This window comes from Burkholderia sp. FL-7-2-10-S1-D7 (assembly GCF_001524185.1).
Classification (GTDB): Bacteria; Pseudomonadota; Gammaproteobacteria; order Burkholderiales; family Burkholderiaceae; genus Burkholderia; species Burkholderia diffusa.
The window spans coordinates 1-13,060 of sequence record NZ_LOWY01000081.1 but is presented as its reverse complement, the minus strand read 5'-3'; the positions used below and the strand labels follow the sequence as shown (position 1 = coordinate 13,060).

Sequence of the window (13,060 nt, the reverse complement as noted above, 5' to 3'; positions counted from 1 at the left end):
TCCGCTTATTAACGATGAGGAGCGGGACTCGAACCCGCCCACCTAATACGCCGTGGCAGAGACCGTTTGGGGGGGGGTGTTGCGTGTACCGAGAGGCACGAAAAAGTGCCGTGGAATGCGAAGTTTACCGCGTGCTATGCAGCGCTTGCGCTGCATAGCATGCCATCTTATAGCTATTTTTTCAAGGTGCTTCGCCTGATAAATCAAAGCATTCAAGGTTGAATTTTGGCAAACCGAGTGCTATGCTACGCAGCGTAAACGCTGCGTAGCACTGTGTCAGTAAACTTACATCGTGAAGACTTTCCTTAGTTGATTCTTTGCCGGATCGCTGGCAGCATGCATGCTGCCAGCGATCCGGCACTCATCAATTTTTCCCTAATTCCCGGGATGAACCGATCAAGAATCCAGATCGCAAAAGCGGACATCATCAAGCACTTCGATGAGCTTCCGACGCACGTCCTCAAACTGAAGGAAATCCGGGCAATTCTTGCCGACCAACGCACTTTCTGGCGTCTCGCGCAAAGTACCACTGCTGACCACTTCATCGCATTTCTGCAACAGCACGCCAAACTACGGAAAGTCGAGTTTCCATTTCCGCAGCGGGCCGAGCAATGCTACGTCTGGGGTGACGTCCCACTGCTGACCATCCTGCTATCGCTCAGAAAGAATCTCTATCTCAGTCACTACACGGCCATGCGACTGCACGGCTTGACGGAGCAATCCCCCACGACCATCTACACAACAGACGAGCGTAGCAACACTTATCAGGATGAGCGAGCAACGCTTGGTCAGCCCGAAATCGATCAGGCATTCAGCCGCCCCCCACGGATTTCGCATAACTGGGTCGAGCATGCGGGAAAAAAGATCTACCTGCTAAATGGTGCGCATACGGGCTATCTCGGTGTCGTTACTGAACCCGTGACGGATGAAGGCGGCCAGGAAGTGCTAGCGCGCCTCACCAACCTGGAGCGCACCCTCATCGACATTACCGTGAGACCGGTCTATGCCGGCGGTGTCTTTGAAGTGGCCAAAGCCTTTGAGCTCGCGAAAGATCGAGTCTCCATCAACCGGCTGGTCGCCATGCTGCGTAAACTCAACTTCGCTTACCCCTATCACCAGGCGATCGGCTACTACTTGGAGCGTGCCGGCTACAAGCCGAATCAGATCGATCTGATTCGGCGCCTGTCGATCGAGCGCGACTTTTACTTGACGCACGAGATGGGCGATACGCGTTATATCAGTAACTGGCGCCTATCTGTCCCAAGTGGGTTTTAGCCGGTCAACTAGCTCGAGCACGTAGTTGAAATAGACCTTAAATTCCTTGAGGTCAAAATCCGGCGAAACCGTGTCGGCAACGGACGGAAAGCCGGCCAGATGAAACTCGTAGTAGCTCGGAATCAGGCCGAGGAAGGACAGGGGCACCTTCTTGGCTTCAAACATCGAGGTCAGGATCCGCTGCATCTGCTCGCCCGTCAGATCCAGCTCCAGCGCCTTCGTGAGCACGAAGATGTCGACGAAGTCCTTGGGGCGCGCGCTACCGTTATGTCCTCGCTTGATGACCGGGGTGTATTCGGCCGTCTGCTGACAGATGGCCCGCAGCTTTTCGCAGACGATCATCAGCGGCGAGTAGACGTAGATCAGCGTCCCATCGAAGTCCCAATCCTGCTTGTCTTCCACGTATTCGAAGCGGCTGATATCAATGAGAAACTTCGTGCCCTGCCCGAGATTGATGGCTCGCTTGCGCAACTCTTCCTGATCGGCGGCGTACTGCGCATGGATTTCTGTGGTGACGAGCTTGAACTCGACGCCATAGCCCCCCCAGAAATCCCTCATGTCTGCCGTCATGGTCTTCGGTCTCTCGACCATCTTGAAGTCGAAGACCTCGAACCCATCGGCGCGGAACGTATCCGACAGAGTTTTGAGAATCCGCGCCTGGACGACCTCGAGGTTCTCGCCAAAATCCTGCTGCAATGAAAAATCGAGATCCACCGACGTGCGCGCACTGATCTGATGAACGAGTGCCATCGCATTGCCACCTTTCAACACCAGCTGCTCCAGCAACTCGTCGTCGGAGAACATCGCCTGGATAGCCAGGTTCTTGATCCTGTCCAGCAGTTTCGGGTCTTGCGATCCTGCTTTGGGTTTGTTCATTTTTCCTGACTACCCCTGCGTGGTCGATGGCGGCTGAACGGTAACATAACTCCGCACACGGCCCCTGCCGGCATCACTCCGAAGATGCTCCGGTGATATGGCAAGCGATCCATGCGCCAGCATAGGTGTACAAATTCCCGGTCAAAAGGCGAGCGCCATCTGCTCGTTCGGGCGGAACTTGAAGCGCAATCCTATGACCTTCCGACCATTTTTTGTCGGCTCCCAATCGACGATCAGGCCGTTCTTTTCGGTCAACTCTTTGACGGCCGGGTCGATGACGCGCCGGCGTAGCTCCTTGAAGTTTGTCCGATAGTTCTGCGGCGCATCCATCGCATGCTGGAATTCCTCAAGACTGGGCTCCCATCTACCAGCTCCGTTCCAGCTTTTCAGGTTCTCGAACAGGCGCCACGAATAAACGCTGCGCAACGCGGCCGCGTGCTTCAGCTTGTACGTCGTGAACTCCTGCCGCAAGCAGAATAGGTATGGCCGCACGTCGGGGTGCCATGTGATTGTCACAACCCCATGCCCCTTCGAGTATTTCGCCCGTAACAGCCATGCGTGCTTAATTTCGTCCCCTTTCCTGTCCCGATCGGGCCGCACAATCAGCTTGGTCAGCAGCTTGTCCGCGCCGTCTTGTAGCTGCTCATAGGCCGTATCGAGACTGATGTCGAAGGTTTCCGCGTACTCCATTGCAGACAACTTCACGGTCCAAAACTTCTCCTCGGTCAGTGCACGACCGTCCGTCGAGTCACTCGCTGCGAGCGCAGCGGCAATCATTCGCTTCTCGGACAGGTTTAAGTTGTGTGATGCGCGAACAATGATATTCGCCATCGTCACCTGTCGATCGGCGATAGCCGTTTGGCTGTTCGGCTTAGCAGTGAGGGTCTTCGACATGACATCAGCCTGATGGTGGATCACTATGATTATGTACACCATCCGGCGAGGTGGCAACAATCTAGGTCAGTACACCTGTGGACAAACAGCCCCCCTTCTGTGGACAACACCGGGAATTTGTCCCCTAGACCGGGGAAATTGCCACCTTTGACCGGGAAAAATGCCACCGTTAGACCGGGAATTTGTACACCTTAGTGGCGGGAAGCCCTTATCAGATAAGGCTCTGCGGGTGTCTAAAACGATTTAAAACGGAAAACGTATACAAAACGGGGGCGGCGCACGCCGGGGAATTTGTACACCTTGGCCGGAACACGATGGTGCTGATTGGTTTGCATAGCTCAACGCACATCCCGCGCCCGCCGGTGGACAACAGCGCTGCCCACACTAACGTGTGGACAGCCCCGGCTCACCAGCCGGGGTTCCGCAGTTGCCCACCGTCTCCCCGCGATGTTTTGCCTACGGCCTGACGCGCGCTACGCGCTTGCCTTAGTGAGATAGTTTTTCGCCCTGAAAACAGCCATCAGTCCACGCTCGGCGGTTCGATTCCAGTCTGCCGGATACCATCAACGTGAATGAGTTCAGTCCACTGCTCACTATCGAGTTCATCGGCCACAGCATTCATGTCCTGCCGCTGGGCGTAGGGAACGACAGTAACGAAAAATAGGTTGCCATCGACAAATACATCCTCGACAAAAATCTTCCCACCCTTATCGTTCTCCCATACGGAGTATTGCGGCGGACATTCAATAGCCATACCTCGATCCTAAAAGATGGTTGGCCAATCGATCACTGCATCGTCAGCGCTTTTGGGGGCTACCACATCGGGGCTCGCCGCTACTGCATGGAGACTACCCCAGCTCGCGCGCAATCAGTTCCCTGACCAACTGCGCAATCGTCGTACCGCTTTCGACAGCTCTCATCTTCAGTCGGCGATGCGTCTCCGGAGCAAGATCCAAGTTAAGTCGCACTGGTTTCGCTGGCCTTGACCCAACCTGCGACTTGACCATTGCCGCGTCGGCTGAGAACTCTTCGACCGTCGCCGGAGCGCCTCCCGACGCTGGCCTGTTAGCCACGCTCGGACCAATTTTAAATTTACTCATTTACTCAACTCCAATGAGTTACTCAATAACTCATCATTACGATTCGAGCTCGAAGAACTCTTGGGCCAGCAGTTGGATTTCTGCGCGTGCTTGAGAGTTGTCGAGCTCAATCACACCCTGCCCACCCAGCAGTGCGTCGCGATAGACCTTACGATCGCGGATAACGGTATCAGCCAGCTCGAGCTGATCGAATTGCTCGAGCAGTTCGCGGGCGTCTTCGACCTCGCGGATGACAGGGTTGGATGGCGCCATGGAGAGAACAGCAACCGCTTTCAGCTCTGGATTCAGGCCGCGTGCGAGAGATATCAGTTCGTTGACCTTGGGAAGTGTTTCCAGATCAGCTTGGCTCGCCCTAGTCGGCACCAACAGCAGGTTGGCGACTGCCATTGCGGATCGCATTTCTCGTGAGTCACGGCCGCCGGCATCGGCCACAATTACCTGATAGCGCTTGGCCAAGTCACGCAAAGTCGTGGCCACGTCACCCGTGCGCTGCACGCACGGAATCGCAGGCTGAATTCCGGCTTCGTCGCGGCGCTCGATAAACCGCGCACAGGTCGCCTGGCCGTCAGTGTCCACCAGTACAACATCGACACCTTGATGCCCAAGGTGGACCGCAAGATTACTCGCGAGGGTTGATTTCCCGACCCCGCCCTTTTCCGCACCAACCAAAATGATCATGCGCATCACCTCAGATGAGTTGAGTTGTTGAGTTGATTTTATGAGTTGAGTGATTGAGTGTAAAGACGAAGCGGGCCGGTAGACTCGAACTAGCGACTCGATCTAGAAAACATGTGGCGTGAACGGGCTGGGGTAAAGTCGGCCACTGCGGGCAGATTGCTGTTGCTTTGAGCCAGCCTTCCTCGAACGGGAAAGGTAGGGCGCTACAAGTGCTAGTTTTTGGGATGCTCTGCAAGAGGCAAGGCAATTTCTGCGCGTGACATCAGTTGCGAGGCAGGGCAACTAAGGGCAAGACTGATCCGAACAATATTGAGGATGGTGACATTACGTTCGCCACGCTCGATCTTCCCCATGTGACTTCGATCGATCTGGGCTGCATGCGCCAACGCTTCTTGGGACAGGCCAAGTTCTTTTCGGAGCGTTCGGATCGCCTGTCCTAAGGCAATCAAGTAGCCCGTTTCATCTGCCGTACCCGAAACCCTTTGCATGCCCTTATGGTCGCGGTAGCATGCAATTACGACCACGGCATTTACGACCCAAAGCTATCGTTCCTCTGAACGTGAAAAATCTCCGACGCCCCCTTTTTGTACCGCCCACTGATCTGGATGAGCTGGAGCGCGAAATCTTGGCTCATGGTCCAGAGGCAGCTTTGCCGCAAAACCTGCCAGACAGGTGGCTACGGATCCTCGTCCGAGACCTGCTAAACGGCATGTTTGATGAGGAGCGTTTGGGAGGGATCTGTGCCGGACCTATGCTCTTGGCCGGAGCGCTTGCCAATGTGCAAACAGCCGCGAGTGACGCAACGCATCCCAATCTGAGGCTTATTGACTCCTTTGCTCGCTATCGAACTGCACTGATGGAAGAGCTGCTCGGGCGTCAGACAGGGATTTTTCGGCGGGAATATTCGGTAACCGACATCTTTAAGTGATTCGGCTTATTCGTGCCAAACGCATACGCCGATACCCTCTATTTGCACACCGATTGCACACTGTTGCTCGCACTGCACACGTTTTGCACTCGGTATGCATACGGCAAGCCCTCGAACTGCACTCGCTGCACACGTTTTGCCCTCTCCATGCACACGGCGTGCCCTGGGACCGTTCTCGATTGTGGAAAAAGCTTGCCTAGGGCTGTTTTTGTCCCCCTGTCGTCCTCGACACATACCCGGAAACGCTGTCTTTTACCCGAGAAACAAAACTAGTGGAACATAAAGAGCGTATTACACTCGCGGTCGTTTTTGGGCTCAGATCCTTTACTGGCGGGGCGATGCAGTGTGTTACAGCAAGTGCGTTTTCAGCGGTTTTGTGCCCCGATTTGTAATACACCGAGTTTGTCATCGGACGTGTGCAAACGGTGGGTGAAAGGTGAGCAAAATGGCGCATAGCGGGGACAAAATCTGCGGCAACGTACGCATTCCATGGGGGATTCATGACCATCCGTGCATTGGTGTTCGACGCGTTTGGCACGCTCGCCGAGATCCAGGATCGGCGGAATCCGTTTGCGCGTCTTGCGCGCACTAGCCGGGACCGCCGGCAGCGCGAGCTACTGATGACCCGCGCATTTAGTCTTCAGGAGGCAGCCCAGGCGCTGGGCAACGACCGCATTAACATGGCCGCGCTCGATGCGGATCTGGCCGCAGAACTAGCGAGCATTCGACTATTTCCGGATGTGATCGGAACGCTTCAAGAGGCGCGGGCATGTGGATTGAAAGTAGGACTTGCGTCCAATCTGGCCGCGCCGTACGCAGGGCCGCTGTTGAGCCTTTTGCCGTTTGAACCGGACGCCTGCGCTTGGTCGTTTGAAGTCGGCTACCTGAAACCGGATCCGCGCATCTTTGAGTGGGTGTGTGAACGACTCAATGTCGCTGCATGCGAAGCGGTGATGGTGGGCGACACATTCGCTGACGACTATGCCGGCGCACTGGCAAGCGGCCTGAATGCGCTGCATCTTGATCGGCGGGGGGGAGGTCACGAGAAAACCACCGCGACTGTCCGGACGCTGTCCGATGTTCTTCCTGCACTTCGCTGTCAGCTTGATGCCGTGTCGGGTGGCCAGATCGGATCGGATGGGTTGTCGTAATCTGCGATCATGCCACGCATGCACACGTGCGGATATGGGGTCTTTCTTCGAAGGATCCAGCTCGATCCTCAGGGGGAAACTGCGCAAACTCGACTGCGACCCTATCGGCTGTTACGTCAAATTCCCACCACTCCGGTCTAGCGTACCTGCATGGGGTGCAGGTAGTCGGAGGTTCAAGTCCATATCGCGACGGGTGTTCCTCGAACAGGAATCGCTCCGGGAAATCGAGGCTGGTAACAGCCCGAGCGGGCGTCGTAGTCATCTTCGATGACTCACAAACCTAAGAGATGGTGTTCCTCGGCTGGGAACCTCAACCAAGCCCCGCAAGCGGGGGCATAAACCGCGGCCAGGCAGCGGCTGGACGGCTCTCGATCGTCCACCGTCCATCAGCCTGAAAAAAGTTGGCACGCACCAGTCCAGGATTCCCAGGGAATCGCTGGGATTCACGAGGTTCGACAAACCTCAGTCCGACGTTGGATCCTCCCAGCGTACGAGTTCTTCACGGACATCGAATTGCTTCCCCGCTGCGAAGCTATATGGCATCACGCTCGATTTCGGGAAAGCGCACGGAATCGTGCCCGGGAAACCAACGCAAACTGGTCTAGTAAATAAACCCGCAGTACATCGCGCGTCACAGCCAAACGCTTGTCCGCAGCAGGTCGTGACGTTCAACTGAAGAACCCACAAGAGGAACGCCGCAGGCAGGAATCTGAAAATTTGCGAATGACTAAATAGATGAGAGGGCCGCAAAAGCGGACCAGTCATGCGGTACGGAACCGCACAGGAGAAAAACAATGACCTTGGCAATCACGCCTGAAGTCCAGTATCTGCTGGCCATGCTCGCCATCATCGTTGCATCGCGGACGAAGTGATGGACCTGACCGGTGGAACTGGTGGCTTTGCAGGGTAGGGAGGTGGGTAGATACGCGGACGCCAGCTTGCCTCTCCACTCCTGCAGACCGACGTACTCCGCACGTTTGCGGTTATGACGGTTTTTTAAGTGGAGTGGGCATACTCGGCCATCCGGTGGTCGGCGACGAGGCCGAGGTGCCAGGAAGGGCTGGAGACGCAACGGGGTCTACGGCCGATGACGGAGCAACGGGAGCCCCTGGCGGTAGCGGCATTGCTGTAGCAACGGGAGATCCTGGCGGTAGCGGCACCGCTGTAGCAACGGGAGATCCTGGCGGTAGCGGCACCGCTGTAGCAACGGGAGATCCTGGCGGCAGCGACATCGCTGCTACTGCGGGAGGCTGTAGAGGGCCAAACGGTGGCAACCCTGCCAGCGCAGTTACAGAGGGCGTAACGGATCCGGGAATCGCCGGTACCGTGACTTCCGCCGGACTCTCCTCCTCAGGCTCGAGGTCATCAGCACCGATCTGGATCAGCCTGCTGATCAATGCGGTGTAGTAGTGGTCATGAGGTCGAGTCTTGTAGATCTCATCGATGACCTGGATTGGGTTCAACAGCAAAACATACGCGAAGTCGCCTGATGGCCCTTCCTTCGCGCGGATAAAGCCTAACTCCACCAGTCGCTTCATTCTCCCATTCCACGTGGCTTCTGCCCGAGGGCCTCCGAATCCGGACTCGAACGCAAACTCCCGGGGATTCCGGATCTCCAGGAAAGCCTCATCGAAGACCCAGCACCAAAGGGTCAGATATGTATCTGAGAGAGGGAATCCTTTGTCGGAAAGCACGTTCAGGATTCTGCCAATCAGTGGCATCGTCCGTGGCAAGGTGGTGAATCCGACACGTCTGGTTCTGAGCCATAGCTTCGACTCAGGGACGTCTGGCCACATCCGGTCACGTAGATATCGGCGCTTTTCCCCAGCCTTCCTAGGAACTTTTTTTGCTGCAGGAATCACCGTATTCTCCCTAAATTATCGATGTTTGGTGCAATCTGCACCGACATTTTTATATTGTACAGCATCGGTTGACGTCAATGAAACTTGTTAAGTGCAACATCTGTTGCCAGCACTTCTTTTAAAAACAATGGGTTGCGAGAGTCTACGTGCTCCCGGTATCCCGTTTCGTAGTAATCCAAGGTATCCGTTCTCCCGTGGAGCGCGGTCTGCTCGAAAAACTTGAAGCCCAGCAGATGATCTACATTTACTACTCAGGAATTTGAGTAGTTTTTGTGTAACATATGAGGGGTAGATCATGAACGCAATCGACACCGGTCGCAGCACCAAGAAGGTTCGCTTGAACGCCGACCTTGCTCCAGATGTCGCTCAAGCGCTTGAGGATCTTGCCCGCGCGCAGGGGGTTAGCCTTTCTGAGGCGGTTCGGCGCGCGATCAGCACTGAGTCATATTTGCAGCGCCAACGTAGTGCCGGTAGCAAGGTTCTTCTTGAGGAAGACGGCAAGCTGAGGGAGCTAGTTTTTTTAAGATAGGGGTTCTATGAACAGCACGACGGACGACGAAAATAACGATCTCCCCGGGAAAAGTCCGGAACCGACGTCCGCCGTGCCGTCACTGCCTGATGCAGAAACACCTGCGGGCGCGGATGCCATCAGCACGAACCCGTCGCCGCAGGTCCCCGACGAATACGCCAAGGTGCTCGATGCGAGCGATCCCACCCCGGCGTCGCTGGCTGCGTTCGACAACCCTCCCTTCGATTCCAGGCGCCATCACGACGAGGCGCGGAGCACGATTGCCTTCTGGTTGCTCGGCCTGTTGACGGGGCTGTTGGTAGCGGCAGCTTTGGGTTTCGGGGGGTTATTTTTTGCGGCGAACAAACCCACCTTTGACCAGCTCAAATCGCTGGTGGAATTGATATTGACCCCGCTCCTTACGCTGGTTTCCGCTGCGACCGGTTTTTACTTTGGCTCGCAAAAACAGGAAAACTAAAGCTTCACCGGCCCGCTACCCGACAACCATTTGCACGCGCGCATAGCTCCGCGCCATCAGCATGTCTAGTAGAGGCTGCCTGGAGCCCAACGGAGAAAAGAATGGCTCAATACAAATATGCCCAGTATTTAAAGCAGGGAGATAGCGAACAGTACGATAAAAGGCATGCGCCCGGCACCGAGGCCTACAACGCTGGCATCTACCGCTGTGTTGCTTGCGGGCATGAAATCGCCATCGCGAAAGGGCACACGTTACCGCCCCAGAATCACCATCAACATGATCCAGGCGTCGGTCCGATTGAGTGGCAGCTGATCGTCTTTGCTCAGGCAAAAAAATAGAACGGAGAGGTAGCAGGCAGTCCGCGGGACCGGCTGCCTATGTTAGGTACGCGTAGACAGGTGTCTCAGCCGAGTTTATATATATGATAATGTCCTTTATCACATATATGGAGGGGTCATGAGCAACGTCGATGAGGGGAACGCGATTCTGGATCGCTGGCATGCAGCGCGAGCTGCGCACAAGGCGGCGCCAGATGACAAGAAGGACGCAGCCATGGCCGCAAGGTATGCGGCCGAGAATGCAGCCCTGGGGCACTTTGGTTTTGGAAAGCATATAGAGGCATACAACGCACGCTTTCCCGATGACCCAATCTAATCGGGGGCGCAGGCCACCGGGTTTATGTCAGACGCCAGCGGGCTTGATCCGCTAACTACTGTCACAGGCGAGCGATGCGTTTCCAGTTTCCCGTACTGCCGGCCGAATTCGAAATCCCCGATTCCTGGTGGGCCGATGGCGGCATGGCCACCTTCTGCCCCGGTTCGTCAAGCTATAGATCTAGCGCGGAGGCGGTCCTGGTGTCGCTTCGAGAGGTTGAGCCGCCGTTCCGCAATCCCGAGGTGATACGTGACTGGCGGGGCTTTGACCGGGCGCGAATGATCCGGGTTTTAAGTGGGATAGCGAACGGCGCCGAAATGCCACCGGTTCCCGTCGTTGCATTGCCGCCTGCTGACGACCCTGTCGGGCCATTCGCCTATCGAGTGTGCGATGGCTTTCACCGGTTCTACGCGTCGGTTGCGGCCGGATTTGAAAAATTGCCTGTGATAATCCGATGAACCAGGTGCTTGCACTCTATTCGCCGCAGTCGCTGCCTGCGCTTGTGACGTCTGCCGGTGATCGCGCCGGCGTCCGCTTCCTGGAATTCTTCGCGGCCGCGATCCGCAATCCTCATACGCGGCGCGCGTACGCGCGGGCGGCCAGCGATTTCCTTGCATGGTGTGCCGGCGCCGGCGTGCCGTCGATCGCGGCCGTGCAGCCGCTGCACGTGGCCAGCTGGGTCGAGCTGCAGACCCGTACGCACGCGGCGCCAACCGTCAAGCAGCGCCTCGCGGCGATTCGCCACCTGTTCGACTGGCTGGTGACGGGCCAGGTCGTGCCCCACAACCCGGCCGCGTCGGTGCGCGGGCCGAGCCACGTCACGAAAACCGGCAAGACCCCGGTGCTCGAGGCGGCCGAGGCGCGGCAGCTGCTCGACAGCATCGACGTGACCACGCAGGCGGGACTGCGCGATCGCGCGCTGATCGCGCTGATGGTGTTTTCGTTCGCGCGGGTGGGCGCGGCGCTGGCGATGCGGGTCGACGACGTCTATGTGCAGCAGCGCCGGCTGTGGGTGCGGCTGCGCGAGAAAGGCGGCAAGGCGCACGCGATGCCCTGCCACCACACGCTCGAGGCGGCTCTGCATGCGTATCTCGACGGCACCGGCATCGGCGCGGACCTGAAGGGGCCGCTGTTTCGCACGATCGCGCGTGGCACCCAGAAACTCAGCCGCACGCCGTTGCCGCAGGCGAACGCCTACGCGATGGTGCGCCGGCGCGCGGCGGCGGCCGGCATCGCGACCGCGATCGGCAACCACACCTTCCGTGCGACCGGCATCACCGCGTACCTGCAGAATGGCGGCACGCTTGAGAACGCCGCAGCGATGGCCAACCACGCGTCGACGCGCACCACGCAGCTGTATGACCGACGGTGCGACACCGTCAGCCTGGATGAGATTGAGCGGATCCGTCTCTGAGTCCCACTCACTGTCCCGCCAAAGGAGCCGCTCATGGGGTATCTGTTCACGCGACAGCAGCTCTACGAGCTGGTCTGGGCCGGTCCGATCACGACGCTCGCGAAGTCGCTGGCCGTTTCCGATGTCGGGCTCGCCAAGGCATGTCGGCGGAGCGTATTCCGTTACCGCCGCGTGGCTACTGGGCGAAGTTGAATGCGGGCCAGCGTGTGAGCCGCACACCGCTGCCGTTGCGTGCACCCGGCGCGTCGAATCATGTCGAGGTGGGTGCCGGCCCGCGTCAGCCCTTCCGGAAGGAGGCCGGTGACACGCCAGCGCCGGACGCCGCCCCCGAGCCGCCCGTCTATGACGAGACACTGGACGCCGTCGCAGCGCGGATTCGGCGGGCGCTGCCTGCTAAATTCCAGTTCGTGCGTTCCCTCGATACCCCGCACCCGGCCATCAAGCGACTGCTGCGCGAAGACGAAGCACGTCGTGAAGCCGTCGCGAAAGATCGTTACGCATGGGACAAACCGCGCTTTGAGAGCCGCTTCGAGCAGCGGCGATTGGCGTTCCTGAGCAACCTGTTTCTGCTGCTCGCTCGGGTTGATGTGCAGCCGTTAGTACGAGGGCGAGAAGCACGCGAGCTCAGTGTCCATGTCGGATGCCAGCATGTCGGGCTGAAGGTGGAAACGCTGGCGACCTTGCGCCCCCGGAAACGCTCGGTGAATGACCCGGCTGGCGAGCCGATGGCCATCGAGGTCGAGGTTGCCCGCTGGAAGCATGGTGAAGCGGAAGAACGGCTGTTCTGGAGTGACGGCGAAGAGGGAAAACTGGAAACCCGATTGCTTGAGATCGGCGCCGCAATCGTCCTGACCGGCGAGCGGCAGTACCGCAAGGGGCGTCAGTTCTTTTACGAGATGGACGTGCACAGCCATCAGGAGCGGCTCGAGCGGGCGAGGAAGGCGCGCGCGGAAGCCGAGCAGCGCGAGCGAGAGCAACGCCTGCAGGCCGAGCAGGATCAAGTCAACCGGCTGCTCACCCAGGTCACGGCGCGGCAGCAGGCACAGCAGATCCGTGCCTATGTAGAAGCGGTCCTGGCCTCGCCTGAAGCAGTTGAAGGACGCGCCTTTGAGGGCGATCGCCAAACGTGGGCCAGTTGGGCGCGCGCAGTTGCCGATCGGCTAGATCCGCTTATTAACGATGAGGAGCGGGACTCGAACCCGCCCACCTAATACGCCGTGGCAGAGACCGTTTGGGGGGGGG

16 protein-coding genes are annotated in these 13,060 nt (G+C 57.8%); 11 read left to right on the top strand and 5 right to left on the bottom strand.

The window, feature by feature from the left end; genetic code table 11:
- The first annotated feature begins 336 nt into the window (after positions 1-336).
- On the top strand, positions 337-1,275 hold the full coding sequence (locus WS75_RS24245; RefSeq protein ID WP_257129447.1) for a type IV toxin-antitoxin system AbiEi family antitoxin domain-containing protein: 939 nt from the start codon (positions 337-339) through the stop codon (positions 1,273-1,275).
- Here WS75_RS24245 and WS75_RS24240 read toward each other — a convergent pair.
- The 5 genes from WS75_RS24240 to WS75_RS32795 form a co-directional block, all read right to left on the bottom strand.
- A complete protein-coding gene (locus tag WS75_RS24240; protein ID WP_059684019.1) occupies positions 1,252-2,151 on the bottom strand; it encodes a nucleotidyl transferase AbiEii/AbiGii toxin family protein in 900 nt (299 codons plus the stop codon). The two genes, WS75_RS24245 and WS75_RS24240, sit on opposite strands and share 24 nt — an antisense overlap.
- 141 nt (positions 2,152-2,292) lie before the next feature.
- A complete protein-coding gene (locus tag WS75_RS24235; RefSeq protein ID WP_059684023.1) occupies positions 2,293-3,045 on the bottom strand; it encodes a replication initiation protein in 753 nt (250 codons plus the stop codon).
- A gap of 520 nt (positions 3,046-3,565) precedes the next feature.
- Entirely contained in the window at positions 3,566-3,799 is a 234-nt protein-coding gene (locus WS75_RS24230; RefSeq protein WP_059684016.1) for a hypothetical protein, read from the bottom strand.
- 382 nt (positions 3,800-4,181) lie between these two features.
- Positions 4,182-4,823 carry a division plane positioning ATPase MipZ gene (locus tag WS75_RS24225; protein ID WP_059684020.1) on the bottom strand — a complete coding sequence of 214 codons (642 nt, stop codon included), beginning with the start codon at positions 4,821-4,823 and terminating at the stop codon, positions 4,182-4,184.
- Between the two features lie 212 nt (positions 4,824-5,035).
- Positions 5,036-5,311, bottom strand: a complete 276-nt coding sequence (locus WS75_RS32795) for a helix-turn-helix domain-containing protein (protein WP_082729727.1) — start codon at positions 5,309-5,311, stop codon at positions 5,036-5,038.
- A 20-nt stretch (positions 5,312-5,331) separates the two neighbouring features.
- Here WS75_RS32795 and WS75_RS33845 point away from each other — a divergent pair, with 20 nt between their 5' ends.
- From WS75_RS33845 to WS75_RS24195, 10 genes are all read left to right on the top strand, one after another.
- Positions 5,332-5,751 (top strand): hypothetical protein, encoded by a 420-nt coding sequence (locus WS75_RS33845; protein WP_156429879.1) that lies wholly within the window; start codon positions 5,332-5,334, stop codon positions 5,749-5,751.
- A 500-nt stretch (positions 5,752-6,251) separates the two neighbouring features.
- A complete protein-coding gene (locus WS75_RS24220; RefSeq protein ID WP_059684014.1) occupies positions 6,252-6,902 on the top strand; it encodes an HAD family hydrolase in 651 nt (216 codons plus the stop codon).
- A gap of 2,157 nt (positions 6,903-9,059) precedes the next feature.
- Positions 9,060-9,293 (top strand): ribbon-helix-helix protein, CopG family, encoded by a 234-nt coding sequence (locus WS75_RS24215; RefSeq protein ID WP_059684012.1) that lies wholly within the window; start codon positions 9,060-9,062, stop codon positions 9,291-9,293.
- Positions 9,294-9,300: 7 nt separating this feature from the next.
- On the top strand, positions 9,301-9,750 hold the full coding sequence (locus WS75_RS24210) for a hypothetical protein (RefSeq protein ID WP_059684009.1): 450 nt from the start codon (positions 9,301-9,303) through the stop codon (positions 9,748-9,750).
- 101 nt (positions 9,751-9,851) lie between these two features.
- Complete coding sequence (locus tag WS75_RS32785) at positions 9,852-10,088, top strand: hypothetical protein (protein WP_082729726.1); 237 nt, start codon at positions 9,852-9,854, stop codon at positions 10,086-10,088.
- Positions 10,089-10,206: 118 nt separating this feature from the next.
- The gene (locus WS75_RS24205) at positions 10,207-10,404 is read left to right on the top strand and encodes a hypothetical protein (protein WP_059684007.1); all 198 of its coding nucleotides are present in this window, start codon (positions 10,207-10,209) and stop codon (positions 10,402-10,404) included.
- A gap of 74 nt (positions 10,405-10,478) precedes the next feature.
- Positions 10,479-10,862 carry a hypothetical protein gene (locus WS75_RS33840; RefSeq protein ID WP_156429878.1) on the top strand — a complete coding sequence of 128 codons (384 nt, stop codon included), beginning with the start codon at positions 10,479-10,481 and terminating at the stop codon, positions 10,860-10,862.
- On the top strand, positions 10,859-11,818 hold the full coding sequence (locus tag WS75_RS24200) for a tyrosine-type recombinase/integrase (RefSeq protein ID WP_059684004.1): 960 nt from the start codon (positions 10,859-10,861) through the stop codon (positions 11,816-11,818). The genes WS75_RS33840 and WS75_RS24200 overlap by 4 nt, the downstream gene beginning before the upstream one ends.
- Positions 11,819-11,851: 33 nt before the next feature.
- The gene (locus WS75_RS34245) at positions 11,852-12,010 is read left to right on the top strand and encodes a hypothetical protein (RefSeq protein WP_179948946.1); all 159 of its coding nucleotides are present in this window, start codon (positions 11,852-11,854) and stop codon (positions 12,008-12,010) included.
- Between the two features lie 14 nt (positions 12,011-12,024).
- Complete coding sequence (locus tag WS75_RS24195) at positions 12,025-13,029, top strand: hypothetical protein (protein ID WP_179948945.1); 1,005 nt, start codon at positions 12,025-12,027, stop codon at positions 13,027-13,029.
- The last annotated feature ends 31 nt before the right edge of the window (positions 13,030-13,060 follow it).

What these genes read in the sequence shown, in the direction of transcription:
- WS75_RS24245 (WP_257129447.1), top strand. Translation starts at nt 337, where the DNA reads ATGCATGCTGCCAGCGATCCGGCACTCATCAATTTTTCCCTAATTCCC.
- WS75_RS24240 (WP_059684019.1), bottom strand. Translation starts at nt 2,151, where the DNA reads ATGAACAAACCCAAAGCAGGATCGCAAGACCCGAAACTGCTGGACAGG.
- WS75_RS24235 (WP_059684023.1), bottom strand. Translation starts at nt 3,045, where the DNA reads ATGTCGAAGACCCTCACTGCTAAGCCGAACAGCCAAACGGCTATCGCC.
- WS75_RS24230 (WP_059684016.1), bottom strand. Translation starts at nt 3,799, where the DNA reads ATGGCTATTGAATGTCCGCCGCAATACTCCGTATGGGAGAACGATAAG.
- WS75_RS24225 (WP_059684020.1), bottom strand. Translation starts at nt 4,823, where the DNA reads ATGATCATTTTGGTTGGTGCGGAAAAGGGCGGGGTCGGGAAATCAACC.
- WS75_RS32795 (WP_082729727.1), bottom strand. Translation starts at nt 5,311, where the DNA reads ATGCAAAGGGTTTCGGGTACGGCAGATGAAACGGGCTACTTGATTGCC.
- WS75_RS33845 (WP_156429879.1), top strand. Translation starts at nt 5,332, where the DNA reads ATGCAATTACGACCACGGCATTTACGACCCAAAGCTATCGTTCCTCTG.
- WS75_RS24220 (WP_059684014.1), top strand. Translation starts at nt 6,252, where the DNA reads ATGACCATCCGTGCATTGGTGTTCGACGCGTTTGGCACGCTCGCCGAG.
- WS75_RS24215 (WP_059684012.1), top strand. Translation starts at nt 9,060, where the DNA reads ATGAACGCAATCGACACCGGTCGCAGCACCAAGAAGGTTCGCTTGAAC.
- WS75_RS24210 (WP_059684009.1), top strand. Translation starts at nt 9,301, where the DNA reads ATGAACAGCACGACGGACGACGAAAATAACGATCTCCCCGGGAAAAGT.
- WS75_RS32785 (WP_082729726.1), top strand. Translation starts at nt 9,852, where the DNA reads ATGGCTCAATACAAATATGCCCAGTATTTAAAGCAGGGAGATAGCGAA.
- WS75_RS24205 (WP_059684007.1), top strand. Translation starts at nt 10,207, where the DNA reads ATGAGCAACGTCGATGAGGGGAACGCGATTCTGGATCGCTGGCATGCA.
- WS75_RS33840 (WP_156429878.1), top strand. Translation starts at nt 10,479, where the DNA reads ATGCGTTTCCAGTTTCCCGTACTGCCGGCCGAATTCGAAATCCCCGAT.
- WS75_RS24200 (WP_059684004.1), top strand. Translation starts at nt 10,859, where the DNA reads ATGAACCAGGTGCTTGCACTCTATTCGCCGCAGTCGCTGCCTGCGCTT.
- WS75_RS34245 (WP_179948946.1), top strand. Translation starts at nt 11,852, where the DNA reads ATGGGGTATCTGTTCACGCGACAGCAGCTCTACGAGCTGGTCTGGGCC.